At 71.6% G+C, this 26,048-nt stretch carries 28 protein-coding genes; 17 read left to right on the top strand and 11 right to left on the bottom strand.

Annotation, left to right across the window (positions count from 1 at the left end; translation table 11 throughout):
* The first annotated feature begins 56 nt into the window (after positions 1-56).
* The 4 genes from AB0B68_RS23065 to AB0B68_RS23050 all read left to right on the top strand — a co-directional run bounded on the left by AB0B68_RS23065 (position 57) and on the right by AB0B68_RS23050 (position 2,637).
* The gene (locus AB0B68_RS23065) at positions 57-221 is read left to right on the top strand and encodes a hypothetical protein (protein ID WP_357199806.1); all 165 of its coding nucleotides are present in this window, start codon (positions 57-59) and stop codon (positions 219-221) included.
* Positions 211-1,383, top strand: coding sequence for a helix-turn-helix domain-containing protein (locus AB0B68_RS23060; RefSeq protein ID WP_357262597.1), 1,173 nt, complete (start codon positions 211-213; stop codon positions 1,381-1,383). Before AB0B68_RS23065 ends, AB0B68_RS23060 begins: the two co-directional genes overlap by 11 nt.
* Positions 1,384-1,566: 183 nt before the next feature.
* Entirely contained in the window at positions 1,567-2,028 is a 462-nt protein-coding gene (coaD, locus tag AB0B68_RS23055) for a pantetheine-phosphate adenylyltransferase (RefSeq protein WP_357199800.1), read from the top strand.
* Positions 2,029-2,100: 72 nt separating this feature from the next.
* Positions 2,101-2,637, top strand: a complete 537-nt coding sequence (locus AB0B68_RS23050; RefSeq protein ID WP_357262594.1) for an ATP-binding protein — start codon at positions 2,101-2,103, stop codon at positions 2,635-2,637.
* A gap of 12 nt (positions 2,638-2,649) precedes the next feature.
* On the opposite strand, the gene AB0B68_RS23045 is transcribed toward AB0B68_RS23050, so the two are convergent.
* From AB0B68_RS23045 to AB0B68_RS23025, 5 genes are all read right to left on the bottom strand, one after another.
* On the bottom strand, positions 2,650-3,300 hold the full coding sequence (locus tag AB0B68_RS23045) for a response regulator transcription factor (RefSeq protein ID WP_357262591.1): 651 nt from the start codon (positions 3,298-3,300) through the stop codon (positions 2,650-2,652).
* On the bottom strand, positions 3,288-4,508 hold the full coding sequence (locus AB0B68_RS23040; protein WP_357199791.1) for a sensor domain-containing protein: 1,221 nt from the start codon (positions 4,506-4,508) through the stop codon (positions 3,288-3,290). The genes AB0B68_RS23045 and AB0B68_RS23040 overlap by 13 nt, the downstream gene beginning before the upstream one ends.
* Positions 4,505-5,845, bottom strand: a complete 1,341-nt coding sequence (locus AB0B68_RS23035; protein WP_357199788.1) for an FtsX-like permease family protein — start codon at positions 5,843-5,845, stop codon at positions 4,505-4,507. The genes AB0B68_RS23040 and AB0B68_RS23035 overlap by 4 nt, the downstream gene beginning before the upstream one ends.
* Complete coding sequence (locus AB0B68_RS23030) at positions 5,842-6,579, bottom strand: ABC transporter ATP-binding protein (protein ID WP_357199785.1); 738 nt, start codon at positions 6,577-6,579, stop codon at positions 5,842-5,844. The genes AB0B68_RS23035 and AB0B68_RS23030 overlap by 4 nt, the downstream gene beginning before the upstream one ends.
* A gap of 244 nt (positions 6,580-6,823) precedes the next feature.
* Positions 6,824-7,726 (bottom strand): NADP-dependent oxidoreductase, encoded by a 903-nt coding sequence (locus AB0B68_RS23025; RefSeq protein WP_357199782.1) that lies wholly within the window; start codon positions 7,724-7,726, stop codon positions 6,824-6,826.
* A gap of 104 nt (positions 7,727-7,830) precedes the next feature.
* Here AB0B68_RS23025 and AB0B68_RS23020 point away from each other — a divergent pair, with 104 nt between their 5' ends.
* Positions 7,831-8,229 (top strand): helix-turn-helix domain-containing protein, encoded by a 399-nt coding sequence (locus AB0B68_RS23020; protein WP_357199779.1) that lies wholly within the window; start codon positions 7,831-7,833, stop codon positions 8,227-8,229.
* Positions 8,230-8,432: 203 nt separating this feature from the next.
* On the opposite strand, the gene AB0B68_RS23015 is transcribed toward AB0B68_RS23020, so the two are convergent.
* Together AB0B68_RS23015 and AB0B68_RS23010 are read right to left on the bottom strand one after the other, a co-directional pair.
* Positions 8,433-8,636, bottom strand: a complete 204-nt coding sequence (locus tag AB0B68_RS23015; RefSeq protein ID WP_357262588.1) for a DUF1737 domain-containing protein — start codon at positions 8,634-8,636, stop codon at positions 8,433-8,435.
* A gap of 66 nt (positions 8,637-8,702) precedes the next feature.
* On the bottom strand, positions 8,703-10,847 hold the full coding sequence (locus AB0B68_RS23010) for a prolyl oligopeptidase family serine peptidase (RefSeq protein ID WP_357262585.1): 2,145 nt from the start codon (positions 10,845-10,847) through the stop codon (positions 8,703-8,705).
* 86 nt (positions 10,848-10,933) lie between these two features.
* On the opposite strand from AB0B68_RS23010, the gene mshB reads away from it, so the two are divergent.
* The 3 genes from mshB (at position 10,934) to AB0B68_RS22995 (ending at position 12,894) form a co-directional block, all read left to right on the top strand.
* Positions 10,934-11,860, top strand: a complete 927-nt coding sequence (gene mshB, locus AB0B68_RS23005; protein ID WP_357262582.1) for an N-acetyl-1-D-myo-inositol-2-amino-2-deoxy-alpha-D-glucopyranoside deacetylase — start codon at positions 10,934-10,936, stop codon at positions 11,858-11,860.
* A gap of 17 nt (positions 11,861-11,877) precedes the next feature.
* The gene (locus AB0B68_RS23000; protein WP_357199833.1) at positions 11,878-12,315 is read left to right on the top strand and encodes a hypothetical protein; all 438 of its coding nucleotides are present in this window, start codon (positions 11,878-11,880) and stop codon (positions 12,313-12,315) included.
* A 114-nt stretch (positions 12,316-12,429) separates the two neighbouring features.
* Positions 12,430-12,894: a hypothetical protein gene (locus tag AB0B68_RS22995; protein ID WP_357199767.1), complete on the top strand. Its 465-nt coding sequence runs from the start codon at positions 12,430-12,432 to the stop codon at positions 12,892-12,894.
* A gap of 204 nt (positions 12,895-13,098) precedes the next feature.
* Here AB0B68_RS22995 and AB0B68_RS22990 read toward each other — a convergent pair whose 3' ends face one another.
* Complete coding sequence (locus AB0B68_RS22990) at positions 13,099-14,070, bottom strand: GNAT family N-acetyltransferase (RefSeq protein ID WP_357262579.1); 972 nt, start codon at positions 14,068-14,070, stop codon at positions 13,099-13,101.
* 79 nt (positions 14,071-14,149) lie between these two features.
* On the opposite strand from AB0B68_RS22990, the gene fdxA reads away from it, so the two are divergent.
* Genes fdxA through AB0B68_RS22965 form a run of 5 tightly spaced genes read left to right on the top strand, consistent with a single transcriptional unit; the run spans position 14,150 to position 17,926 of the window.
* Entirely contained in the window at positions 14,150-14,476 is a 327-nt protein-coding gene (gene fdxA / locus AB0B68_RS22985; protein WP_030490464.1) for a ferredoxin, read from the top strand.
* Complete coding sequence (dapC, locus tag AB0B68_RS22980; RefSeq protein WP_357262665.1) at positions 14,473-15,576, top strand: succinyldiaminopimelate transaminase; 1,104 nt, start codon at positions 14,473-14,475, stop codon at positions 15,574-15,576. The genes fdxA and dapC overlap by 4 nt, the downstream gene beginning before the upstream one ends.
* Positions 15,577-15,598: 22 nt before the next feature.
* Positions 15,599-16,618, top strand: a complete 1,020-nt coding sequence (locus AB0B68_RS22975; protein ID WP_357262576.1) for a prephenate dehydrogenase/arogenate dehydrogenase family protein — start codon at positions 15,599-15,601, stop codon at positions 16,616-16,618.
* 10 nt (positions 16,619-16,628) lie between these two features.
* Positions 16,629-17,279, top strand: a complete 651-nt coding sequence (locus AB0B68_RS22970; protein ID WP_357262573.1) for an SIMPL domain-containing protein — start codon at positions 16,629-16,631, stop codon at positions 17,277-17,279.
* On the top strand, positions 17,279-17,926 hold the full coding sequence (locus tag AB0B68_RS22965) for a nucleoside/nucleotide kinase family protein (protein ID WP_357262570.1): 648 nt from the start codon (positions 17,279-17,281) through the stop codon (positions 17,924-17,926). Before AB0B68_RS22970 ends, AB0B68_RS22965 begins: the two co-directional genes overlap by 1 nt.
* Here the strand turns inward: AB0B68_RS22965 and AB0B68_RS22960 are convergent.
* The gene (locus AB0B68_RS22960; RefSeq protein WP_357223445.1) at positions 17,923-18,480 is read right to left on the bottom strand and encodes a sugar O-acetyltransferase; all 558 of its coding nucleotides are present in this window, start codon (positions 18,478-18,480) and stop codon (positions 17,923-17,925) included. The two genes, AB0B68_RS22965 and AB0B68_RS22960, sit on opposite strands and share 4 nt — an antisense overlap.
* A 75-nt stretch (positions 18,481-18,555) precedes the next feature.
* Here AB0B68_RS22960 and AB0B68_RS22955 point away from each other — a divergent pair, with 75 nt between their 5' ends.
* On the top strand, positions 18,556-21,975 hold the full coding sequence (locus AB0B68_RS22955) for a S8 family serine peptidase (protein ID WP_357262567.1): 3,420 nt from the start codon (positions 18,556-18,558) through the stop codon (positions 21,973-21,975).
* Positions 21,976-22,026: 51 nt separating this feature from the next.
* Here the strand turns inward: AB0B68_RS22955 and dapD are convergent, their stop codons facing one another.
* Positions 22,027-22,986, bottom strand: a complete 960-nt coding sequence (gene dapD, locus AB0B68_RS22950; protein WP_112675716.1) for a 2,3,4,5-tetrahydropyridine-2,6-dicarboxylate N-succinyltransferase — start codon at positions 22,984-22,986, stop codon at positions 22,027-22,029.
* 78 nt (positions 22,987-23,064) lie between these two features.
* Between dapD and dapE the strand changes: the two genes are divergently transcribed.
* Positions 23,065-24,138, top strand: a complete 1,074-nt coding sequence (gene dapE / locus AB0B68_RS22945; protein ID WP_355008204.1) for a succinyl-diaminopimelate desuccinylase — start codon at positions 23,065-23,067, stop codon at positions 24,136-24,138.
* Positions 24,139-24,174: 36 nt separating this feature from the next.
* On the opposite strand, the gene AB0B68_RS22940 is transcribed toward dapE, so the two are convergent.
* Entirely contained in the window at positions 24,175-24,342 is a 168-nt protein-coding gene (locus AB0B68_RS22940) for a hypothetical protein (protein ID WP_156057972.1), read from the bottom strand.
* Positions 24,343-24,496: 154 nt separating this feature from the next.
* Between AB0B68_RS22940 and AB0B68_RS22935 the strand changes: the two genes are divergently transcribed.
* Both AB0B68_RS22935 and AB0B68_RS22930 read left to right on the top strand, forming a co-directional pair.
* The gene (locus AB0B68_RS22935; protein ID WP_357206763.1) at positions 24,497-25,351 is read left to right on the top strand and encodes a TIGR00730 family Rossman fold protein; all 855 of its coding nucleotides are present in this window, start codon (positions 24,497-24,499) and stop codon (positions 25,349-25,351) included.
* Positions 25,351-25,896 (top strand): TIGR00730 family Rossman fold protein, encoded by a 546-nt coding sequence (locus tag AB0B68_RS22930; RefSeq protein WP_355008201.1) that lies wholly within the window; start codon positions 25,351-25,353, stop codon positions 25,894-25,896. The genes AB0B68_RS22935 and AB0B68_RS22930 overlap by 1 nt, the downstream gene beginning before the upstream one ends.
* Positions 25,897-26,048: the final 152 nt, after the last annotated feature.

Below are 26,048 nucleotides of genomic sequence, written 5' to 3'. Positions count from 1 at the left end.
TGTGACAAGCAACGCGGCGGCTGAGGCTGCGATGCGGACCAGCAGCGGAGGTGATGATGCCCAGTTCTGACGACGAGATGGTCAGCCGGGGAGAGCAGATCGACGCGGCCGAACGGGAAGAGGCCAAACGCCGGTTGCTCGCGCAGGCCGAGGCGGAGCGGATACCGGTGCAGGAGACGACTCGGGCGGTGCCGGACCGGCGGTGGCGTGGTGAGCCGTGAGCCGGTGCCGATCGGTCGGCGGGTCGCCTACCTGCGGGTGCGGCGGAGGTTGTCGCAGCAGTCGTTCGCGGATCGGTTGGGGAAGTCGAAGAGCTGGGTGGACAAGGTCGAACGCGGGGTCCGTTCTCTGGAGCGGGTATCGACCATCCGGGAGATCGCGGCGGTGCTGCGGGTCGATCCCGCAGCCCTGCTCGGTCGTGATGTCCAGCCCGCCGGGGCGGCGGAACGTCGCGAGGGAGTGGCGCGGATTCGGGCCGCGCTGTCGGCGTACCCAATGGCTTATGGTCGCCCGGCGGACCGTGACGTGATGTCGCCCGATCGGTTGGCTCGGGAGGTGCGGCACGCGTGGATGACCTACCAACATGCCCGGTACCCACGTCTGGTCGAGCTGCTCCCCACGTTGGTGACCGAGGTTCACCGCGCCCACGCGCTGGACCCCGAGGCCGGGCGCGCAGCGGTGGTCGAGGCGTATCGGGTGACGGCGGCGCTGCTGGTGAAGCTGGGTGAGAGGAGCCTCGCGTGGCTGGCCGCTGACCGGGCGATGTCCGCCGCCGCCGATGACCGGGTGATGTTGGCCTGCGCGGCGGTGCAACTTGGCCAGGTGCTGCGGGCATCGGCTCAGGCAGGGGCGGTAATGCTGGCCGCCGCTTCCCAGATCGCCCCGGGCACCCCGGAGGAGATGTCGCTGCGGGGATCGCTGCTTGTGCAGGCCGCCCTGATCGCGGCCAGGGCGGGTGACGATCGGGTGGTCGGTGGCCTGCTTGACGAGGCCGCCGAGCTGGCCGTCCAGGTGGGCGACGAACACGACCATCATCGGACGGCGTTCGGGCCGACGGCGGTCGAGTTGGCCCGGGTCACCGCTGCCGTGGAGATGGGCGACGGGCCGCAGGGGGTCGCCCGGCACGAGTTGGCGATCGGACGGGACGGGTGGCGATGGCTGCCGATCGAGCACCGCGCCGCGCACCTGATCGACGCGGCGCGCGCCTACCTCCAGACGGACGACGCCATCAACGCGGCCAGGGTTCTGCTGCGGGCCGAACACATCGCGCCCGCCGAGATTCACCATCGGCCGGCCGCCCGGGACGTGGTTGCCCAGGCCGCCCGCGACCCGGCCGCCCCAGCCACGATCACCCAGCTCGCCATCAACCTCGGAGTGCTGTGAGCAGGACGGTCCACCCCGATAGATCAACGTGTGTCGAGCGAGAAGATCGCGCCGATCTTGCAGATTCGGTCGTCAACATGAGTGGAATGCCTGTTGTGTCGCGACAGGAAGTGCAAGATCGCCGAGCAGGGTGAGTCCAGATTCGAAGGCTGGGATGATCGGGGCCATGCGGTTGGAGTCGCGGTGACGGCTGTGCCGGTGCTGCCGGTGCGCGATTCGCTGGCGGTCTACCCCGGCACATTCGATCCGTTCACCCCCGGCCACGGCGACCTGGTGGCGCGTGCCCGGATGATGTTCGACCTGGTCATCGTGTTGCTGGCGGTGAACGCCGACAAGCAACCAACCGCCGAGGCCACGGCCAGGGCGGCCCGCGTACGCGACGCCATGCCGGCGGCGTGGGGCAATGTCGAGGTGGACACCTGGACCGGGCTGACCGCTGCCTACTGCGCGCGTCGAGGTGCCACGGTCATCGTTCGCGGCGTGCGCACCGCCGCGGACCTTCGCTACGAGTACCAGCTCGCCGCGATGAACGAGCAGCTCGGCATCCAGACCGTCTGGCTGCCGCCCCGTCCGCACCTGGCCGCCGTCTCGTCCACTGCCGTACGGGCGTATGACGCGGCGCGGCCGGCACCGCCGGTCCCATAGCGTCCCGGAGAGCCGGAGCGGTGGCCGAGTCGAGAAGGCCGGCGATGGGCGTTCGCACGGAAGGGGGCGTCGATGACGCGACCAACACTGTTCCTGACGGTAGGGCTGCCGTGCACCGGGAAGACCACCGCCGCTCGGCGCATCGAGATCGAGTCGGCGGCACTTCGTCTCACGAAGGACGAATGGGTGAAGGCTCTCTACGGGCCTGAGAATCCGTCGTCGGCTCAGGACGTGATCGAGGGACGACTCATCGAGATCGGGCTGCGGGCGCTCGAACTCGGCAACAATGTGGTGATCGACTTTGGCCTCTGGAGCCGGGACGAGCGCTCCGCCCTACGCCAGGCGGCAGCAGACCTGGGCGCGCTTGTGGAGCTGCGCTACTTCGAAGTCAGTCCAGTCGAGCAGCGCCGGCGACTGGATCGGCGGCAGGCCGAAGCGCCGCACACCACATGGCCGATGTCCGATGCGGAACTCGCCGAATGGGCTGCCGGCATCGACATCCCGACGCCCGGCGAGCTGGACGGCAGTGAGCCTGTCGACGACCCACCTGCTGGTTTCGCGACATGGCACGAGTGGCGCGGACACCGCTGGCCACCCTCGGTCTCCTAGCGTCCCACCGGCTCAGCGCCCCGCGTTCAGGTAGCGCAGCACGGCGAGCACTCGTCGGTGGTCGGTCCGCGCCTGGGGCAGGTCCAGCTTGGTGAAGATGGCTGTCACGTGCTTCTCCACGCTGCGTGGGGCGAGGTGGAGCGCCTCGCAGATGGCAGCGTTGGACCTGCCCTCGGCCAGCATCCCCAGAACCTCTCGTTCCCGCTCGCTGAGGCGGGCGACGCCCGCGTCCACCGCCGGCGCCGCCAGCAACTGCCGCACCACCTCCGGGTCCAGCGCTGTCCCGCCGGCGGCCACCCTTCGCAGCGCGTCGATGAAGTCGTCGGTGCTGACGATGCGGTCCTTCAACAGGTATCCGACCCGCCCGGGGTGCTCGGCGATCAGTTGCCGCGCGTACCGGGTCTCCACCCACTGGGAGAAGACCAGCACACCGGTCTCCGGGTACGCCGCCCGGATCGCCAGCGCCGCCCGCAAGCCTTCATCGGTGAAGGTCGGCGGCATCCGCACGTCGACCACCGCCGTCTCCGGCCGGTGCTCGCCGACCGCCGCCAGCAGGTCGTCGCCGTTGTCGACAGTCGACACGACGGTGATTCCGTGATCGGTCAGCAGCAACCTGATCCCGTCGCGCAGCAACGGGTTGTCCTCAGCGATCACAACTCGCATGGCAGCTCCACTGTGATGGTCGTCGGTCCGCCGGGCGGGCTGTCCACCCGCAGCGCACCGTCCAGCGACTCGGCCCGCCGGACCAGCCCTGCCAGACCCGTACCCTTGCTTCCAGGCCTTGCCCCGCCGCGCCCGTCGTCGGTGACGGTCAGGCGCAGCGTGCCGTCCAGGGCGCGAAGGTCCAGCCGGATCCGGCTGGCAGCGGCGTGCTTCGCCACGTTGGTGAGCAGTTCCGCGGCGCTGAAATAGAGCGCCGACTCCATTTCGGGTGTTGGTCGCTGGGGCAGGTCCACGTGCACGTCGACGGGCACCGCGCTGCGTGCGGCCAGGGTCTCGATCGCGGTGCTCAGGCCGGAATCCAACGCGGGCGGGTGAATGCCCCGCACGATGTCCCGCAGCTCGGTCAGTGCCTCCACCACCGCGCCCTGGGCCTGCGTCACCATCGCCCGCAGCTCCGGCTCGCCGACTCGCCGCTCGATGCGCGACAGCGCGACGCCCAACGCGACCAGCCGGGCCTGCGTTCCGTCGTGCAGGTCCCGCTCCACCCGCCGCAGGAGTGCGGCCGCATCCGCCCGCAACGCGGCCCGGCTGGCCTCCAGCGCAGCTATCCGGGCTCGCTCCGGGCCCGGCTCCAGCAGCGCCCCCACCAACCGCCGGTCCAACCACACGATGAGCCGGAAATACCACGGAAACGCCAGCAGCGCGGCCAACCCCTGTGCGGCCAGACCCCAGGTGCCGCCCCACGGCGGATCCTGCGGGAACCGGTGCATCCACACGGGGTACGCGAGCCCCAGCAGCCCTCCCACGATGAGGACCCCGCCGAGGTAGGTGGCCGCGGTCATCAGCGGCAGCCGGGCTAAGCAGTACCCGAGGGCCCTCCAACCGCTGGCGTCTGTCAGCACCGCAGCCGCCCAGCGCACCGGGCCCGACCCGCGGCGTCGCAGCGGTGGCGGGTTCGGCCAACTCCAGCCGAGGAAGAGCTGGGCCGGTCCACGGAAGTACCGCACTGTCAGCCGGACCAGCACCAGCACACCGGTCAGCAGCGGTAGCCCGATCGTCAGCAGCGACAGCGCGGAGAACACCAACCCCAGCAGTGCCAGCGCGAACGTCGGCACGGCCAGTACGGCGCCGGTGACCGCGTATCCGACCTCACGCCAGGTACGGCCGGCCACCGGCGCGCGCAGGACCGTGGCGACGACCGATCTCACGCGTCGACCGCCAGCGACTCCACCGCCGGGCGGCGCATCGCGACCAGCGCCGGCACCACGGTGCCCAGCAGGACCAGACCGATCACCGCGGCCAGGCCGACGGTCAGCTGCCCGCTCGGCAGGTACGGCATCCACGTGCCCAGCATGCCGTGCAGCATCGGCACCAGGGTGACCATCGCGACCACCGTACCCATCGCCAGAGCGGTCAGGGTCACCATCAGGGCTTCGCAGACGACCACGGCCAGCACCCTCATCCTGCTCGCGCCGACCAGCCGGGTCACCGCAAGCTCCCGGCGCCGGGCCAGCAGCACGGTCACCAACGTGTTCACCGCTGCGACCGCGGCGAAGGCCACATAGACGGCAGTCCCGGAGTACTCCGTCCACACTCGTGCCGCCGATTCGGGGGCGGCGTTCACATGTTCGGACGTGGTGTGCGTGAGCACCTTCACCATGGCGAACGCGATGGCGAGCACCAGTGGTACCAGCGCGCCGGACAGCGCCTTGGACCGCACCGCGAGGTTGTCCGCAGCCAGCGCCCCGGTGCCCCCGAACAATCGCGCCAGCGGGGCGGCCATCCGCAGCAGGACCGGACCGAGGAAACCGGCCCCGACGCACAAGGCCAGCATCGTGAGGAAGCTCGACTCGCCGGCCTTCGCCGGGTCGCCGTTCGCGATCTGGATCGACAGCAGTACGCCGCCAGCCACGAGTACCACCCCGATCGCGGTACGCACAAAGCTGAGCTGCCGCCGCGGAACGGCCGTCTCGGTCAGCGCGGCGGCGGGGCGTACCCGTGCGGGACGAATCGCGGCGACCAGCGCACCGAGCATCGACGCCCCGACGGTGATGCCCAACGCGGCGGGCAGCGCCGCGGTCGAACTGTGGAACGTCACGCCCTGTGGGATCACCCCGTGCCCGGTGAGCCCCGCCAACCAGGCGCGGGCGAGTAGGGCACCGAGTGGCACCCCGAGCAGGACCGCCGGCACCGCCACCGCAGCGGCCTGGGCCGCCACCGCGCGGCGCACCCGCCCGGGAGTGGCACCGACCGCCCGCACCAGCGCGATGTCCCGGCCCTGCCGGGCGATCGACGACGTCATGGTCAGCCCAACGATCAATGCGGTCAGGTACACCGACATCACCACGAAAAGCGTGGCCATCTCGGGGATGCTGCTCTCCGTCAACGCCTGGCGGGCGGCCGGGTCCAACCGCGCGCCGGACAGCGAGGAGGTGGCGCCGAGCGCTCCGGACGCCAGCGCGGCGGCCAGGCACTGCGTGATGAACGGGCCAGCGAATGCCCACGGCTGCTTGCGCAGCGCCTGCCTGGTCAGCCCCGCGTTCACCGGGCCACCGCCGGGTCAGTCACCGTGCGGGCCAACCGCTCCGTGATGGTTGTCGGATCGGGCGTCGGGCCGTCCGCCACCACCTCACCGTCGCGCAGCAGGATGAGCCGGTCGCTCCAGGCCGCAGCCATCGGGTCGTGGGTGACCATCACCACCGTCACCCGGGAGCGGTCCACCCCGCTCCGAAACAACTGCAGAACCTGCGCACCGGTGGTCGGGTCCAACGCCCCGGTTGGCTCATCAGCGAAGACCACGGCGGGACGGCCAGCCAACGCACGGGCAATGGCGACCCGCTGACGCTGGCCACCGGACAACTCACCAACCGACCTGCCAGCCAGCCCGGACAGCCCGACCTCGGCCAGCACCTCGTCGAGCGGGCGCGGGCGCGGACCACCCAGTCGACGGGGCAGCAGCACGTTCTGCCGCACCGTCAGTTCCGACAGCAAGTTGTAAGACTGGAACACGAAACCCACCCGGTCGCGCCGCAGCCGGGTCAGCGCACCTTCGCGCATCCGAGTGACGTCGCGGCCGACCAGCCGGACCCGCCCCGACGTCGGCCGGTCCAGCCCGGCCGCGCACTGAAGCAGGGTGCTCTTGCCCGACCCGGTCGCGCCCATCACCGCCACGAACGTGCCGGCCGCCACCGCGAGTGAGGCGCTGCGAAGAGCGGCGACCGGCCGGCGGCGCGAGCCGTAGATGCGGGTCACCCCGTCAAGTTCCACCACGTTGTCCATGCGCTCCAGCCTCGGCGCCGGCGGCGGCAGGGACATCCGGGTGGCCCGAACGGTACGGGTGCGGTTATCCGCACCACCTTGTGAGAGGCCTACCTGGTGTTCGCGCCCGACCGCCTGGACTTCGCCGCTGCCGAGCGGTCCACGGCGGTACTAACCGCAGCGGAGAAGGACCAGTTCACCGCAGCGCTGCACACCGGCGATCCCCGCTGGGTCCTCGGGCGTGACAGCCGAGCTTTCGCCCGGATCAGGGGACGATCACCACGCCGCCGCGCACGCCGCCCTGGGCCAGCCGCTCGTGGGCGCTCGCCGCGTCGGCGAAGGGGTACACGTCAGCGACCCGGAGCGGGATGTCGCCGCTGATGACGAGTTTGACCAGTTCGCCGAGCCGGGTTCCGTCCGGTAGCACCTCCAGCGCGAAGGTCCGGATTCCGCGTACCGGCTCCGGGCGGAGCGGGGGTGACGCGGCCACGTAGCCGCCGCCGTCCCGAACGAGGTCCAGCAGCGAGGAGCCGATCACCGCCAGGTCGATGACCGCGTCGAACGTGCCCGTCGGGTCGTCGGTGCGGGACAGGAACGCCGCACCCAGCGACTCGACGAACTCGCGGTCGTTCGCCCCGGCGAGTCCTGTGGCGTGCAGACCGGTCGACCGGGCGAGCGCCAGAACGAACCCACCGACCTGTCCGGCGGCGCCGGTGACGAGCACTGTTGAACCCGTGGGGAGCGCGAGCAGGTCGAGTGCCTGGGCGGCGGCGAGGCCATTGGTCGGCAGGGTCGCCGCCTCGGTGGCGGGGACACCGGCGGGCGCGGAGGTCAGCCAGGCGGCGTCGAGGACCACGTATTCAGCGTGGGCGCCGGCAGTGGTTTGCAGCCATGGCGAGAAGCCGATGACCTCGTCGCCGATCGCGTACTCGTCGACCGATGGGCCGACCGCGTCGACGCTGCCGGCAACGTCCCAACCGGGCGTGTACGGCAGGCCGGTCGGCAACGGGGCCGGAAACCGACCGGAGCGGACCATCAGATCGACCGGATGGACGACCGACGCCGCGACCCGCACCCGTACCTGCCCCGGCGCGGGCTCGGGCACCGGCATCTCGGCCACGTGCAGGACCTCCGGTCCTCCGAACTGTGCATAGCTGACTGCGCGCATCGCCGTCTCCTTCGTGGGACTTCGTTCTCACCACGACCGTACGAAGCATCGGCACTGTGAGAAAGTAGGTACCTTAAAGTGCCTAGGGCACCAAAGGAGGAAAGATGGCGACGTCGACCGCAGCGAAACGCCGTGAACAGGCGAAACGTGACTACGACGCGTTCCTTGACCAGTGCCCGACCCGTGAGCTGCTGAGCAGACTCACCGACAAGTGGGTCGCCCTGGTGATCCCAGCGCTCGTCAACGGCCCGCAGCGGCACGGCGAGCTCGCTCAGCGCATCGCCGGCGTCAGCCAGAAGATGCTCACCCAGACCCTGCGCACCCTGGAGCGCGACGGACTGGTCACCCGCACCGTCACCGCCTCGGTGCCGGTCCGTGTCGACTACGAGCTCACCCCGCTCGGCCACGAACTGTTCCCGGTCATGATCGCGATCAAGGACTGGGCCGAGTCGCACATGGACCGCGTCTTCGAAGCCCGGACCCGATACGACGCACGCCCCTGAGATCCCGCGACGCCGATTGCGTCCGAAACCGCCGCGATGTTTCCGCCCGGAGCTGCCTGGTGCGGACCGCCAAGATCACCGCCGGCTTTGCCGCTGTGCGAACAAGAGATCTTGGACAGTTTCCGTTCCATAATGACGGAAACTGTCCAAGATTCACGCCCATGCCCACGGCGTCGCCTGACATCGGTCCGGTGGGGTCGTCTCTACCCGGCGCTTGCCCCGGAGTCGACAGGGCGGGACAGCACCAACGCCTGCGCGGCGATGACGCGTTCGCCGTCGAAGGTCAGCGCCGGTGACCCGTACAGCTGATAGCCCTTGTCGAGAAGCGCGCTGACGCGGGCGCAGAACTGGGCATCATCGGGCCCGGTGATGAGGCGGTAGCCGAGCGGCTTCGTGTGATCCGACACCGCTGCATTGTCACCGTCCGGACGCCGGAGCGCCGTCCCGGGCAGCATCCCGTGACAGAACGCTGCTCACAGCAGGTGGGTGCGGAGGAACTCCAGCTCCAGGGGGAGTAGCCGCTCGGCGGTGCCGTTCGCGGCCATGTGCGTAGCGCCGGTCAGCGGCAGCACGGCGTGCGGTCGGCCGGTGCTCAACAGGGCGGCCGAGAGCCGGAGGGTGTGCGCGGCCACCACGTTGTCGTCGGCCATGCCGTGCACCAGCAGCAACGGGCGGGCCTGCTCCGGGCTGGTGACCGGCTCGGCGGCCAACTCGACCAGCGAATGGTGCGCGTAGATGTCCTGGCCGTCTTCCGGCAACCCCAGATAACGCTCGGTGTACGCGGTGTCGTACAGCGCCCAGTCGGTCACCGGGGCACCCGCGATCCCGCACCGGAACAGCTCCGGGTGCCGCAGCACCGCCAGGCCGGCCAGCCACCCGCCGAACGACCAACCGCGCACCCCCACCCGTCCCAGGTCCAGGTCCGGGTGCTTGCCGGCGAGCGCGGTGAGCGCGTCGATCTGGTCGGTCAGGATCACGTCGGCGACCCGCCGGTGGATCGCCTTCTCGAACGACGGGGCCACGCCCGGCGTACCCCGGTTGTCGATGGTGACCACCGCGAACCCGGCGTCGGCCCACCACTGCCGCTCCAACCACGCGGCCCGCGCCGCCACGACCTCCTGGTGCCCCGGGCCGCCGTAGATGTCCAACAGCACCGGCAGCCGCCGGCCCGTCACGTGGTTGTCCGGGTAGAGCACCGCCGCCGGCAGCCGCCGGTCGGTCACCCGTTCGAGCAGCGGCAGCGGAGAATACGGCGGGGCGGCGGCGAACGAGCGCAACTCGGCGATCTCCTGATCGCCGCGACGCACCGTCCAGCGCACCCCTGCGTGATCCAGCGACGCGACCCCGACGGCCAGCACGTCCCCGCCCACAGCGGCGGTGTACCAGCCGGAGTCGGTGGTGAGCCGACGCGCGTCCACGCCACCGCCGATGGTGGTGCGGACCCGGAACAGGTGCCGCTCGCTCGGCTCGCCGTCGCTCGCCTCCACGAGCAGGTCGGCCGGGCCGGTGGCGGCCGGCAGCCGACCCACCACCCGTCGTACGTACAGCGACGGCGGGGTGAGCAGGGTGCCGTCCGCGAACAGGCATCGGGCGTCGTACCCGTCGTGGGCAAGTTCCCCACCGACCAGTACGCGGCCATCCGGCAGGTGCGCGGGGGTGCCGGCGATCGGTTCGACCCAGCGAGGATCGGCCAGCTCGGCGTGCACCTGCGTCTCACCGGTGCGCGGGTCGACCGCCAGCACCAGCCCGTGCTGCTGCGAACGGCGCAGCACGGTGATCAACGGAGTGCCCTCGCCCCAGCTCACCCCGGTCAGGTATGGGTAGGTCTCCCGGTCCCAGTGCACGTCGACCCAGCCGTCGTCCAGGTCCAGCAGGTGCAGGCTGACCTCCGCGTTCGGCCCACCGGCCCGGGGGTACGCGATGGCGGTCGGCGGGCTCGCCGGCTCGGCCGGGTCGTGCAGGTGCCACCGCTCCAGGCGGGACTCGTCGACCCGGGCGGCGAGCACCGAACGGCTGTCCGGCGACCACCAGTACCCCCGGAACCGGCCGAACTCCTCCGCCGCGATGTGCTCGGCCAACCCCCAGCTCACCCCGGCGTCCTCGCCGGCCAGCAGGGTGTCGGTGCCGTCGGGGTCGATCACCCGCAGTTCACCCCGACGCACCCCTTCGGCGGCGTCCGTCACGTATGCCAGCCGCTGCCCGCTCGGGTCCGGACGTGGGTCCAGCACCGGGCCGGCGGTCACCACCTCCACCACGTCGCCGTGCACCAGATCGGCCCGGAACAACCGCCCGGCCAGCGCGAACACCGCAACCCGGCCGGCCGCGTCCAACGCGTACGAGCCGATGCCGGCGGCGCTGAGCCGCAGCCGCTCGCGGAGCGCGCGTTCGCCGGGGGAGAGGGAGCGGACGTCCCCGCCCTCGCCCAGCAGGGTCGCCGGGTCGGCGACCAGCCGCTCCTCGCCGGTGCCCACGTCCAACAGCCAGAGTGCGTCCGCCGGATCCTCGGGGCCGGCGGAACGCAGGAAGATCACCCGGGAGCCGTCCTCAGCCACCGAGACAGCGCGTGGCGCGCCGTGGCTGAACCGGCGGGTGCGGGCGGCCAGCTCCGGAAAGTCCACACGCCAAATCGTAGAGCCGGAGCGGGGGTGATGTGGCCGACCTGGGCGGACGCGTCAGCGTTGGCTGGGCCGAACCGCCAGTTAGAGTGACCGTCGTGACGATGCTGCCCGACCGCCGCCTGCTGCTGGTCCACGCGCACCCCGACGACGAGTCGATCGGCACCGGCTCGACGATGGCCCACTACGCCGCCGACGGCGCGCACGTCACGCTGGTGACCTGCACGCTCGGCGAGGAGGGCGAGATCCACGTGCCAGCGCTGGCGCAGCTCGCCGCCGCCGAGGCAGACCAGCTCGGCGGGTACCGGGTGGCCGAGCTGGCCGCCGCGTGCGCCGCGCTCGGCGTCAGCGACCACCGTTTCCTCGGCGGCGCCGGCCGCTACCGTGACTCCGGGATGATGGGGCTCGCGACGAACGAGCACCCCCGGGCGTTCTGGCAGGCCGACCTCGACGAGGCCGCCGGGCACCTCGTGGAGATCCTGCGCGAGGTACGCCCGCAGGTGCTCGTCACGTACGACCCGAACGGCTTCTACGGCCACCCCGACCACATCCAGGCGCACCGGGTGGCCATGCGCGCCGTCGAGCTGGCCGCGGAGGAGGGCTGCGCCCCGCTCAAGGTCTACTGGACGGCCCTGCCGCTCAGCGTCCTGGAGGCCGGCATGACGCATTTCGCCGAGTCGTCCGACAACCCGTTCGGCGGCATCGAGGACATCGCCGACCTGCCCTTCGGCACCCCGGACGCCCAGATCGGCGCCCGGATCGACGGCACCGACCAGCACACGGCCAAGGAGGCCGCGATGCGGGCGCACGCCACCCAGATCCCGGCCAACTCGTGGCTCTACTCGATCGCCGGCAACTTCGGTGGCGAGTTCATGGGCGTGGAGTTCTTCACCCTCGCGCTGGGTGAGAAGGGCCCGGGTGCCGGGCCGTACGGCTGGGAGGACGACCTCTTCGCCGGCCTGCCCGCGGGAACCGCCCCGGACCGGTCCCCGGTCGCGGCGGCGGGTTCCCGGTGACCCTGCCGGCCGCACCGATGACGGTCGTGGAGGACCAGGAAGCCCCGCCCCCGGCGGGGCCACCGCCGCGCCTGCTGGACCTGGGCGTCCGGGTGGTCGGTGGGATCGTCGTGGTCATCGCTGGTGTGCTGACCGGCGTACTGGAGCTGCTGCTCGCCACGCTCCGCGTCGGCGGGCAACTGGTCGGCGTGTCGGTGCTCCTCGCCATCGGCGCCAACATCCTGCTGAGTTGGTTCGCGTACGAGGCGGTCGGCCGTCGCTGGGCGGTGGCGCTGCCGGCGGTGCCGTGGTTCGCGCTGATGGCGGTCGCCGCCATCCGAACCAACGAGGGCGACCTGTTGCTGGCCGGCGACAACTGGGTCGGGCTGGCCATGATCGTGGCCGGCGCGATGACCTTCGCGGTGATGGGCTTCCGGCAGATCCTCGCCCCACAGCCGACCATGCTGGGCGGCTGACGCCGGGCTGATTCCGGCCGCTGTCGGGTGATGACGGCTCCCAGGTAAGGGTGGTAGATATTCCTGCCAGGGATGCGAACCCCGCGACGGGGCGTACGGCAGGAGGGTCCGGCGATGAACAAGCGGTGGCGTGACCTCGGGGTGCTCGTTGCAGCGCTGTTCGCGGTCAACGTGGTCGCCCGATTGATCATCCGGCTCGGCTTCGACGGTGACGACACCGCCGCCGACCGGGTGTCGCTGGCGATGTTCACGGTGATCGGCCTGATCCTCGCCGTGGTCGCCTTCCGTTGGGGTCGTCGCCGACCGCTGGCGGGCTGGGCTGCCGACATGGCCCTCGTGGTGCCGGTGGCGTTGCTGCTGACTGTGCTGGTCGGGCCCCTGCTGGTCGGTCACGACCCGTTCGCCGGCGGCGCGGCGACGTTCTTCGCGCAGATCTGGCTCTACCTGCTCGCCAGCGGCGCCGGGTTGCTGATCGGCTATCTGGTGCTCACCGCGCTCGGCCGGGACTACCGCTCTCAGCAGCTCAAGCGGTACGCCGAGGTCAAGGCCGCGAAGCCCCGCCGGGTCGTCCGCCGCTGACACCGCCCGGCTCGGCCGTCCCGACGTTGCGGCCGCCCGTCTGGGCCGCCCGAACGCAGCTTGATCGACTCGGCTTCCTTGAAGTCGGGGGGTTCCGGGCGTCCGGATGCCGCGACTTCCTGAAAGCCGAGTGGATCAAGCGCCGGGCCGCCGCCGTGCCGGGCCGCCGCCGGGCCCGGCGGCGCTCGACGCGCGCCTCGCGAGTCAGTTCGGGGCGACCCGGGTCAGGTAGGTGTGGTGGGTGACGAAGCCGAGCCGCTGGTAGAGCGCGACCGCCGCCGCGTTGCGCTGCTCGACCTGGAGGAACGCGTGCGTCGCGCCAGCTGACACGCCCCAGTTGGCCAGCTCGTGGATCACGCGGCGGGCCAATCCCTGACGGCGGGCCGCCGGTACCACCTCGATCAGGCTGAGGCCCAACCAGCGCCCCTGGCCGGTCACGGTGCCGCGGCCGACGGCCACCAGGGCGTTGTCGGCGTACACGTGGGCGAAGCGGACCTGGCCCACGGCGGTGAGGACGTGTCGGGCGGCGTCCGGCAGGCCGCCCTTGCGGCCGGCGGCGATGGCCAGCCATTCGTCGCTGGGCGCGGTGGCCAGCTCGACGACCGCACTGCCCCACCCGTCGGCCTGGCCGCTGGCGGGCGTCGACGCCGGCAGGGGCAGCGGCGCGGTCTGCACCAGCGTCGGCGGGCGGGTGCCCCAGCCGCGGTCGTCCAGTTCGGCACCGACCGGAGCGGCGAGGGGCAGCGGCGTGTTGATCAAGGCGGGTTGCCCTCGCTCGGCGTACCAGCGCTCCACCGCGTCGACCGCGGCGGCCAGTGGTCGGTCCGGGTCGCCGATCGGCAGCGCCGAGTTGGCGCGCCCGGTCCAGCCCTCGGCCGACCGGAGCAGCCAGTCACCCAGTCGGCCCCGCGTTGGTGCGGGCCAGGCCTCGTCGGCGGCCCGCTCCAGGGCCACGACGGCCGCAGCGGTCGGCCGACGGGTCGGCGGAACGCGCTTGGCGCGGTGGACCTGCGCCACCGGGACCCGAAGCGGCCCCTGCGCGGTGGCCAGCGTGAGATGAGTCTCGCTCAGCTCGACCAGCTCGCCGAGGGCATCGGAAAATAGCGGGCGGCCCTCGCGAATCCCCACAATCCGGCGGACCACGATTCGGTGTCCCACATCCTGCTGTCGGAGCACGATCGACCCCCTCCCCGGCGAGATACTAGGCTCTTACCGTCGCGGGAGATCGCGGCGAGTCTTGCGGAGGAGAAGACCGGTGACCTACATCATCGCCGAGCCGTGCGTAGATGTGCTCGACAAGGCATGCATCGAGGAGTGCCCGGTCGACTGCATTTACGAGGGCAATCGGATGCTCTACATCCACCCCGACGAGTGCGTCGACTGTGGTGCCTGTGAGCCCGTCTGCCCTGTAGAGGCGATCTTCTACGAGGACGACGTCCCGGAGCAGTGGAAGGACTACACCGGCGCGAACTACGAGTTCTTCGAGGACCTGGGCTCGCCCGGTGGCGCCTCGAAGGTCGGCAAGGTGGAGAAGGACGCCACCTTCGTCGCCGCGCAGCCGCCGCGCGGCGAGGGCCACTGAACCGGCCCGCGCCGGTCTCGTCGCGGCTGCCCGAGTTCACCTGGGACACCCTGGACGCCGCGGCCACGTTGGCCGCGGCGCATCCGGAGGGCCTGATCAACCTCTCCATGGGTACGCCGGTCGACCCGGTGCCCGAGGTGATCCGGCGGGCGTTGGCTGACGCGTCCGACGCTCCCGGTTACCCGCTGACCGCCGGCACCCCGGCGTTGCGGGCCGCCATCGCGGCGTGGGTGTCCCGGGCCTGCGGCGCCGGCGTCGACGGTCTCGGTGTGCTGCCGACCATCGGCTCGAAGGAGCTGGTGGCCTGGCTGCCCACGCTGCTCGGCATCGGCCCGGGTGACGTGGTGGTGGTGCCGTCGGTCGCGTACCCCACCTACGAGGATGGCGCCCGGCTGGCCGGTGCCACAGTCGTCCGTGCCGACTCGCTCACGGCGGTCGGGCCGACCTCGCGGGTTCGCCTGGTCTGGGTCAACTCGCCCGGCAACCCGACCGGCCGGGTGCTGCCCGCGGCGCACCTGCGCAAAGTGGTCGACTGGGCCCGCGAACGTGGCGCGGTGGTCGCGAGCGACGAGTGCTACCTGCCCCTGGGCTGGTCGGCCGACCCGGTCTCGGTGTTGTCTCCGCAGGTCAGCGGGGGCAGCTACGCCGGGGTGCTGGCCGTGCACTCGCTCTCCAAGCGGTCCAACCTCGCCGGCTACCGGGCCGGGTTCGTGGCCGGCGACCCGGCGCTCGTCGCCGAGCTGCTCAAGGTCCGCAAGCACGCCGGCATGATCGTGCCCGCGCCGGTGCAGGCGGCCATGGTCGCCGCGCTGGAGGACGAGCGACACGCCGAGGAGCAGCGGGAGCGTTACCGGGCCCGGCGGGAGGTGCTCGCCGCGGCGTTCACCGGTGCCGGGTTCACCGTCGAGCACTCCGAGGCGGGCCTCTACCTCTGGCTGACCAGGGGTGAGGACTGCTGGCAGACGGTCGACTGGCTGGCCCGACGCGGCATCCTGGTCGCCGCCGGCGTCTTCTACGGCCCGACGGCCGGGCAGCATGTCCGGGTCGCGCTGACCGAGTCCGACGAGCACATCGCCGGCGTCGCGGCGCGCCTCGCCTGATCGCGGCGCCGGGCGGTCGAGCATGGTGGACAGGCCAGGTGCGCGGATACGGGCGGCAGTCGTCGGCACCGGCCTGATCGGTGGCTCGGTGCTGCTCCGGATGGTCGCCGCCGGCATCGACGTGGTCGGGTGGGACCCGGACGAGGCCACCCGGCGGGAGACCCGTCGGGTGGGCGTACCCACGCCGGACCGCCTGGTCGAGGCGGTGACCGACCGGGACGTGGTCTTCCTGTGCGGACCGTTGCCCACCCTGCCAGCGACGCTGGTCGAGGTGGCGGCGATGACCGGTGAGCGTTGTGTGCTCACCGACGTCGGTAGCACCAAGGAACAGGTGGCGGCGTTCGCCGCCGCGCACGGGCTGACGCACCGGTTCGTGCCCGGCCACCCGATGGCGGGCACCGACCGGGCGGGCTTGACGGCCGCGCGCCCGGACCTGCTCACCGGCGCGGCCTGGGTGCTCTGTCCGGCGCCCGGCCCGGCCACCACCGCGTTCCGTTGGCTGGCCGAGCTGCTGGTGGAGGTCTTCGAGGCCCGGGTGGTGCCGATGTCCGCCACGGAGCACGACTCGGCCGCCGCGCTCGCGTCACACGTGCCGCACCTGCTCGCCGGCGCGCTGGCCGGCGCCGTGCAACGCGCGCCGCTGCGCGACGCGATCCTCGCGCTCGCCGCCGGCAGCTTCTCCGACGGCACCCGGGTCGCCGGAACCCCGGCCGATCGGACCGCCAACATGCTGCTCGGCAACCGGGACCGGGTGCTGCGTGAGCTGGCCGAGGTCACCGCGTTCCTGGACGACCTGACCACCGCGCTGCGCGCCGATGACGCCCCGGCGCTGACCGCACGCTACGACGAGGCGCGGGCCTCCCGGGTGGCGCTGCGCGACAGGCGGTTCGACGTGGACGACAGACAGTTCCCGGCCGGTGGTGACCACGCCGCAGAGGTGTCCTGGTTGCGCGAGCTGGGGGTGGCCGGCGGCTACCTGGCCGGCCTGCACGTCGACGCGGACACCGTCTCCTACGCGGCGCGGCGCCCCGTCGCTGACTAGGCTGAGGGGCATGGCGACGGACGGTCCGGTGGTGCAGGTGCGCGGCGAGGCGTACCGGGAGGTGCCGCCCGAGCTGGCCCGGTTCGCGGTCACCGCGACGGCGCGTGACCGGGACCGGGAGGCGACGCTCACCCGGTTGGCGGAGCGGGCCGCCGCCGTTCGGGTGCTGTTGGACGGCTCCGGGCCGATGGTGGCGCGGCGGGAGACGGGCGACCTGCGGGTGCGGCCGGAGACGCGGCGCTCGGGCGAGCGGGTGGTCGCCTGGCACGGCAGTGTCACCACGACCGTCACCGTCACCGACTTCACAGCCCTTGGTGAGCTGATGCTGCGGCTGGCCGACCAGGACCAGGTCGAGGTGGCCGGCCCGTGGTGGGAGCTTCGTCCGGACAGCCCCGCCCACCGTGCGGCTCGGCACGCCGCGATCAGCGACGCGCTGCTGCGGGCCCGGGAGTACGCGGAGGCGCTCGGTGCCCAGGTCACGTCGCTGATCGAGCTGGCCGACGCGGGGCCCGTCGATCGGCCGATGTTCGCCCGCGCGGCGTTCGCCGGCGGCGGTGGTGCGGGTGGTGGCCCGCCGGAGCTTGAGCTGGACCCGCAGCCGCAGACCGTGCAGGCGGCGGTGCAGGCGCGGTTCACCATCAGCGACCCGGTTCTGGGCTGATGCCGCCGGCCCGGGTGCTGTCCGCCGACGAGTTGGTGGCGCGGGCGTTGACGCTCGTCGAGGCCGGCCCGCGACAGCTGCTTGGCATCGCCGGCGCGCCGGGCGCCGGGAAGTCCACCCTGGCGGAACGGATCGTCGCCGAGATCGGGCCGGCAGCCTGCCTGGTGCCGATGGACGGTTTCCACCTGGCGCAGACGCAACTGGTTCGCCTGGGCCGCGCCGACCGCAAGGGCGCTGTGGACACCTTCGACGCCAACGGGTACGTCTCGTTGCTGCGCCGGCTCCGCCGGTTGGAGCCGACGTCGGTCTACGCGCCGGAGTTCCGCCGGGAGCTGGAGGAGCCGGTGGCCGGCGCGATCGAGGTGCTGCCGTCGGTCCGGCTGGTGGTGACCGAGGGCAACTATCTGCTGTTGCCGGATTTCCCCTGGCAGGAGATCCGACCACTGCTGCACGAGGCATGGTTTCTCGACCTGGACGCCGAGGTGCGGCACCGCCGGCTGACCGCCCGGCACGAGGCGTTCGGTCGGTCTCCGGAGCAGGCGCGGGCGTGGGCGCTGGGCAGCGACGAGTCGAACGCCGCCTTGATCACCCCCACCGCCGACCGGGCTGACCTGGTCGTCCGCCTGTCAGATCCACCGACCGTCTAGCCGAGTTCGCGGACCGGCCGGGCCGGGTTGCCGACGGCCACCACGTTGGCGGGCAGGTCCCGGGTGACCACCGCGCCCGCGCCGACGACGGTGTCCGCGCCGATCGTCACGCCGGCCAGGACTATCGCGCCACCGCCGAGCCACACGTTGTCGCCGATGGTGATCGGCTTGGCCGCCTCCCACTTGTCCCGTCGCGGGCCGGGCTCGACCGGATGCGTCGGGGTGAGCAGCTGCACGTTGGGGCCGACCTGGACGTCCGCGCCGAGGGTGATCGGAGCGACGTCGAGGAAGACCGCGTTGTAGTTGACGAAGCTGCGGGGGCCGATCCGGATCTGCCAGCCGTAGTCGCAGTAGAACGGTGGGCGGATCCAGGTGTCCTCGCCGAGTTCGCCGAGGAGTTCACGCAGTGCCGCGATCCGCGCCTGCGGATCGGCCGCGGGAGTGGTGTTGAAGCGCTCCATCAGCCGGGCGGCCCGGTCCAGATCGGCGATGATTTCGGGATCGTCGGCGATGTATGGCTCGCCGGCGAGCATCCTGTCCTTCATGGAGGTCACCGCCCGATCATGCCGGCCGGTTCGTCGGCTCGTGGCGGGTCCGTCACTTTCTGGCCTTCTTTTTGCATACTCGGTATGCAATTCTGGGTTGTCAATGTGACTCCATCCATCAAGACGCTTGACCAGGAGGATCCGTTGCACCAGGGAAGAAGATTGGCCGCTCTCGGCCTCGTGTTCGCGCTGGCGCTCTCCGCGCCGGCTCCCGCCTCAGCCACGACCGCCGCGCCCGCCCCACCGGGCGGCACCGACAAACAGTCCACTCCGGGTGGACCCATCGCCAACCGCTCGACCACCGTCACGCTGATCACCGGTGACCGCGTCACAGTCACCGCGTCCGGTGCCTCGGTCCGGCGCGGCGCCGGCCGCGAGGACGTGCAGTTCCTGGTCCAGCGCGAGCGCGGACGCCTCACCGTGACGCCGACGGACGCGCTGCCGTTGCTGCGCTCCGGCCGGGTGGACCGGCGACTCTTCGACATCACCGGGCTGGTCGAGGCGGGTTACGACGACACCAGGCGCAGCACCCTGCCGCTGCTGGTGTCGTACGGCTCGACGGGGACCGCCCGGCGTGCCCCGGCCGCCCTGCCCGGCACTCGGCTGACCCGCGACCTGCCGGTGATCCGCGGTGCCGCCCTGAACAGCGACAAGTCCTCCCTCGGCGCGGTGTGGGCGACTCTCGCCACCGGTCGAACTGGGGCCCGGCTCGACGCGGCGGGGGGCGTCGAGCGGATCTGGCTGGACGGGCGTCGACAGGTGAGCCTCGACCACAGCGTGCCGCAGATCGGCGCGCCCGCCGCCTGGGCGGCCGGCTTCACCGGCGCCGGAGTGTCCGTCGCGGTGCTGGACACCGGCGTCGACGCGACCCACCCGGACCTGGCCGGCAAGGTGGCCGAGGCGCGCAACTTCACGGAGGCCACCGACGCTCGCGACACTGTCGGCCACGGCACCCACGTGGCCTCGACGATCGCGGGCTCCGGCGCGGCCTCCGACGGTAAGTACCGGGGCGTGGCACCGGACGCGACGCTGCTGGACGGCAAGGTCTGCGAGGACAACGGCTGCCCCGACTCGGCGATCCTCGCCGGCATGCAGTGGGCCGCGGTCGAGAAGAAGGCCGCAGTGATCAACATGAGCCTCGGCGGCTGGGACACCCCGGAGGTCGACCCGCTGGAGGAGGCGGTGCAGACCCTGACCGCGCAGACCGGCACGCTGTTCGTCCTCGCCGCCGGCAACGACGGCTCGGACGGCTCGGTCGGCTCCCCGGCCAGCGCCGACGCCGGGCTCGCGGTGGGCGCGGTGGACCGCGACGACGAACTGGCCGACTTTTCCAGCCGGGGCCCGCGAGTCGGCGACGACGCGCTGAAGCCGGACATCACCGCGCCCGGCGTCGACATCGTCGCCGCCCGGTCCGCCAACGGCGTCATCGGTGATCCGGTGGGGGACCGCTACGTCACGCTTTCCGGCACCTCGATGGCCACCCCGCACGTGGCCGGGTCGGCCGCGCTGCTGGCCCAGCAGCACCCCGGATGGCGCGCTGACCGGCTCAAGGCCACCCTGATGGCAGCCGCCAAGCCGCACCCGGACCAGACCGCCTACCAGCAGGGTGCCGGGCGGGTCGACGTCGCACACGCCATCACCCAGCAGCTCACCTCCGACCCGGTGAGCGTCTCGTTCGGGCGCACACTCTGGCCGCACACTGACGACGTTCCGATCACCCGCACGGTGACCTGGCGCAACGACGGTCCGGCCCCGGTCACCGTGGACCTGAGCATCGAGGGCGCCGGCCCCGGCGGTCGGGCGCTGCCGGTTGGCCTCTTCCAGTTGGGCGCCGACCAACTCACAGTGCCGGCAGGTGGCACGGCCGCCACGACCGTCACCACTGACACCCGGGTCGGCGACGCCGACGGCTACTGGACCGGGCGGATCGTGGCCCGGTCCGGTGCTGCGGTAGCTGTCACCCCGCTGGCCGTGAACCGGGAGGTGGAGAGCTACACGCTCACGGTGGAGCACCTGAACCGCGCCGGAGCGCGCACAGCGGACCACTGGACGTCACTGGTCGGATTGGACACCTTCGGCTTCTGGGACGTCGTCAGTTCCGACGGGGTGGCCACCGTGCGGATGCCCAAGGGGCACTACGGCCTGAGTGGCCTCGTCTTCGAGCCCGGTCCGGAGGACGAGCAGCGCGGGATGTCCCTGTTGATGCAGCCCGAGGTGACCGTCGAGCGGGACACCCGGATCGTCGTGGACGCCCGTCGGGCCAGGCCGGTGCGGACGACCGTTCCGGACCGGACCGCCGTCCCGCAACTGATCGACCTCAGCGGCAACTTCACCGCCGACGACGGCAGTGGGTACGGGGTCGGGCTCTGGGCGGAGACGTTCACCGGCCTGACCAGCGGTCAGATCGGCAAGCCGGTCAGCGCCGATAAGTTCGTCGCAACCGTCAGCAGCAACTGGACCACGCCGGAGGCGGACAAGAGCCCGTACCTGTACGCGTTGGCCGAGGCGATCCCTGGCCGGATGCCCACCGGGTTCGTCCGCGACTACACCCGGCGGGACCTGGCCACCGTCGTGCACCAGTTCCGCGGTGGCCAGCCGGGCACGGTGGCCGAGCGGCTCGTGTTCCCCGAGCTGGAGTACAACGTCGGCTATTCCGCTGTGGTCCTGCCCACCGTCGTGCCCGGCCAGCGGGTCGAGCACTACAACACCAGGAACGTGAAGTGGGAATCCGAAATCTACATCGGAACGGTGGACGAGGAAGGCTGGTTGAACCCGAACGCGGCGCTCTTCTCCGTCCCCACCGCCTACCGGGCCGGCCGGACGGTCCAGGAGATCTGGAACCAGGCGCCGTACTCACCGTCCTTCCCGAAACCGCGCTGGCCGCACCAGAGCGTCTCCCGGGTCGGCGACACCATCCTGGCCGACGTGCCGATGTACAGCGACGCGGCCGGGCACCCCGGCGCCTCGCTGACCGACAGTGAGCACACCAAGCTCTGGCGCAACGGCAAGCTGGTCGGGGAGAGCGAGTACGCCGGCTACGGGGAGTTCACAGTGCCACCGGGTGCTGCGGACTACCGGCTCGTCACGTCGGCGAAGCGGAGCTTCACCGACCTGAGCACCGATGTGGAATCCAGCTGGACCTTCCGGTCGAGGCACGTCGCCGGTGAGACGCCGGCCCGACTACCCCTGTCGACGGTGCGCTTCGCGCCGCCGCTGCGGGTCGACAACAGTGCTCCGGCCGGTCAGGGCCTCGTCGTGCCGGTACGGGTGCAGCGGCAGCCCGGCGCAGCGGCCAACCGGGTGGAGAAGCTCACCGTCGACGTCTCCTACGACGGCGGGAAGACCTGGAGCAGGGCGAAGCTGGTCCGCACCTCGACCGAGGGCTGGTCGGCCCTGTTGCGGCATCCGGCCGGCGCCGGCCACGTGTCGCTGCGGGCCACCGCCCGGGACACCGCCGGCAACACGGTGACCCAACGGATCATCCAGGCGTACCGGCTGCGCTGAGGCGTACCCCGTCCGGGTCCGCGGCCGAGCGCCGCGGACCCGGCGGGGCCGTCAGTCGTTGGCGTGCAGGGCGGCGTTCAGCTCGATGCCCCGGCCGGTGCGCGGCCGGGCCTCCAGCCCACCGGTGACCGAGTTGCGCCAGAACAGCAGACCGTCGACGCCGGACAGCTCCCGGGCCTTGACCACCCGGCCGTCAGGGAGCGTGATCTTCGACGCGGCGGTGATGTAGCAGCCGGCCTCGACCACGCAGTCGTCGCCGAGCGAGATCCCGACGCCGGCGTTCGCGCCGACCAGGCTGCGCTCACCGATGCTGATCTTGTCGGTGCCGCCGCCGGAGAGGGTGCCCATGATGGAGGCCCCGCCACCGATGTCGGAACCGTCGCCGACCAGCACGCCCTGCACGATCCGCCCCTCGACCATCGAGGTGCCGACGGTGCCGGCGTTGAAGTTCACGAAGCCCTCGTGCATCACAGTGGTGCCGGCGGCCAGGTGCGCGCCGAGACGGACCCGGTCGGCGTCGGCGATCCGCACACCGGAGGGCACCACGTAGTCGGTCATCCGCGGGAACTTGTCGACCCCGTACACCGCCAGGTGCCGGCCGGCAGCCCGCTCGATCACCCGCAGCTCGTCCACCCGCTCCGGGGGGCACGGCCCGGCGGACGTCCAGGCCACGTTGGCCAGCTTGCCGAAGATGCCGTCCAGGTTGAGCTGGTTGGGTCGCACCAGGCGGTGCGAGAGCAGGTGCAACCGGAGGTACGCGTCGGAGGCGTCCTTGATCGGGTCATCCAACGAGCCGATCACGGTCACGACCTGCACGGTACGCAGACCAGGCAGGGGCCGGTCACCGAGCGCGGCCGGCGGCAGGTCGAGCACGTCCGCCTTGTCCTCGCCGGCTACCAGCGGCAGCTCGCCCAGGCCCAGCTTGCCGGTCGGGTACCAGGTGTCGAGCACCTGCTCGTCTGCGGTGACCGTAGCCAGGCCGATGCCCCAGGCGGAATCTGCGGACGTCACTGTTACACCTCTCGGTCACGGCCGGGCTGACCTCGGCTCGCTCCTCGCGCTGACAGACCTGAAGGTACCGTGCGAACCATGGAGAACCCGCTGACCCCCGAGGTCCTCGCCGATCCGGTGCAGCTGACCCGCGCTCTGGTCGACATAGAGTCCGTGTCCCTCAACGAGAAGGCGATCGCCGACTGTGTCGAAGAGGTGCTGCGGGCCGTACCGCACCTGACCACCCACCGGCACGGCAACACGGTGATGGCCCGTACCGACCTCGGTCGGTCGCAGCGTGTCGTGCTGGCCGGGCACCTCGACACGGTGCCGTTGAACAACAACTTTCCGTCGACGATGCGCGGCGACCTGATGTACGGCTGCGGCACCTCCGACATGAAGTCCGGCACCGCGTACGCGCTGCACCTGGCGGTGACGCTGCCCGAGCCGCGCTACGACGTGACGTACTTCTTCTACGAGGCCGAGGAGATCGAGTCCAAGTACAACGGGCTCAACCTCGTCGCCCAGGCGTTCCCGGAGTGGTTGCAGGCGGACTTCGCCGTGCTGCTGGAGCCGACGTACGGCATCGTCGAGGCGGGCTGCCAGGGCACCATGCGCTCGGTGGTCACCACGACCGGCGTACGCGCCCACTCGGCGCGCTCCTGGCACGGGGTCAACGCCATCCACGCCGCCGGCGAGGTGCTGCGACGCCTCCAGACGTACGAGGCGCGCCGGGTAACCATCGACGGCTGCGACTACCGCGAGGGCATGAACGCGGTGCGGATCAACGGTGGGGTGGCCGGCAACGTGGTCCCCGACCTGTGTGAGGTCGAGGTCAACTACCGGTTCGCCCCGGACCGCACCCCGGCCGAGGCGGAGGCGCACCTGCGTGAGGTGTTCGCCGGCTTCGAGCTGAAAGTCACCGACACTGCTGCCGGTGCCGCGCCCGGGCTCGACGCGGCCCCCGCGAAGGAGTTCCTGGCGGCGGTCGGCGCCGCGCCGATCGGCAAGCTGGGCTGGACCGACGTGGCCCGGTTCGCGGCGATGGGCATTCCCGCGCTGAACTTCGGCCCGGGCGACCCGAACCTCGCCCACCACCCCGACGAGCACGTCGAGATCAGCAAGATCCGCGACGGCGCGGCAACCCTGCACCGCTGGCTAGCCCCAGCCTGACCCCCGCCGGAGCGCCCGGTGATCAAGAGGTTTGCGTCAGCCTGGCCCGTTGTCGGCGACGCAAACCTCTTGATCGGCTCCGGACGGGGTGGGGGAGGTGGGGATCGGGTTCTGCTGGCGGGTGCGGCGGCGTTCGGCCACCACGTCTCGGATCCGTCGCTGCATCTGGCGACGAATCCGGATCATCTCGCTGTTACTGATCACGCTGTCTCCTCCCCCGAAGGCGCGCGCCGGGGCATACCCGGTATGTGAATAGTAAGACGTACGGGAGCGCCGAATAGTTGCCCGTGATCCCGAACAATTTCTCGGCGTCCCCGCCCCGCGCACCCGGGCGGTGCTGCTCCACTACGGTTGCCCCATGAGCCAGAGCAACGGGCGGGAGGCCGGTCGCGGTCCCGGACAGGAGCGGCATCGCGGTGCGGTCACCCTGCGCAGAGGGGCGATCCCGAGCAGCACCGCCGACCAGCGACTGCTTGATTCACGGGGGCGGGGCGACTGGAAGACCAAGGACGCCTGGCGCGCGCTGCGCATCCTCGCCGAGTTCGTCGAGGGTTTCGACACCCTTGCCGACGTGCCGTCGGCGGTCAGCGTCTTCGGCTCGGCGCGTAGCGCGCCGGACAGCGCCGAGTGCCAGTTGGCCGAGGAGTTGGGCGGTGCGCTGGCCCGAGCCGGCTACGCGGTGATCACCGGAGGTGGGCCCGGCGTGATGGAGGCCGCCAACCGGGGCGCCAGCGAGGCCAACGGGCTCTCCGTGGGGCTCGGCATCGAGCTTCCGTTCGAGCAGGGCATCAACGACTGGGTCGACCTGGCCATCGACTTCCGTTACTTCTTCGCCCGCAAGACGATGTTCGTCAAGTACGCCCAGGCGTTCGTCGTACTGCCCGGCGGGTTCGGCACCATGGACGAGTTGTTCGAGGCGCTCACCCTGGTGCAGACCGGCAAGGTCACCCGGTTCCCGGTGGTGCTCATGGGCGTCGCCTACTGGCAGGGCCTGCTGGACTGGCTGCGCGACACGATGGCCGCCACCGGCAAGATCGGGCCGGTGGACCTGGATCTGATCTGCCTCACCGACGACGTCAACGAGGCGGTCCGGTACATCGTCGCGTCGGAGGCCGCTCTCTCCGCCGAGCAGGAGGCGGTCCGCGAGGAGGCCGTCGCCCGCACCGGCGCAGACCAGCAGGCGGCAGCCGAACAGGCTCGGGACCACGACTGATGGCGGCGATCTGCGTCTTCTGCGCCTCCTCTCGTACCCTCGATCAGCGCTGGTTGGACCTGGCCGCCGAGACCGGCGCGGAGCTGGCCCGGCGCGGGCACACGCTGGTCAGCGGTGGTGGCTGTGTCGGCATGATGGGCGCGCTGGCGGACGGCGCCCGATCCGCCGGAGGGCGCACCGTCGGCGTGATCCCGCAGTCGCTGGTCGACCTGGAGGTCGCCGACCTGGCCTCGGACGAGCTGCTGGTGACCGACTCGATGGCCAGCCGCAAGACCCTGATGATCGACAAGTCGGACGCCTTCCTCACCCTGCCCGGCGGGCTGGGCACCCTGGACGAGTTGTTCGAGGTCTGGACCACCGCCACCCTCGCCCAGCACACCAAGCCGATGGTGCTGATCGACACCGACGGGTTCTACCGCCCCCTGCTGGACTGGCTCGACGCGCTGGCCGACCAGACCTTCCTCAAGCCCGCCGGCCGCGACCTCCTGACGGTCACCACCACCGTCACCGAGGCCCTCGACGTCCTGGAATCCCACCTGACCTGACCCCCACCCCGCCCGCCCGGCCCGCCCGGACCTCGGCCCGCCCCGGTGATCATGAAGTTAGCGGCGTCTCCGTCGGCGTGTCGCGCCGCTAACCTCATGATCGACAGGGGTAGATGGGGTGGGGTGCGCGGGGGCGGGGTGTGGGGGTAGGG

The sequence above is a fragment of the Micromonospora sp. NPDC049049 genome (genome assembly GCF_040649115.1).
Classification (GTDB): Bacteria; Actinomycetota; Actinomycetes; order Mycobacteriales; family Micromonosporaceae; genus Micromonospora.
This window is presented reverse-complemented; position numbering and strand designations above follow the sequence as displayed.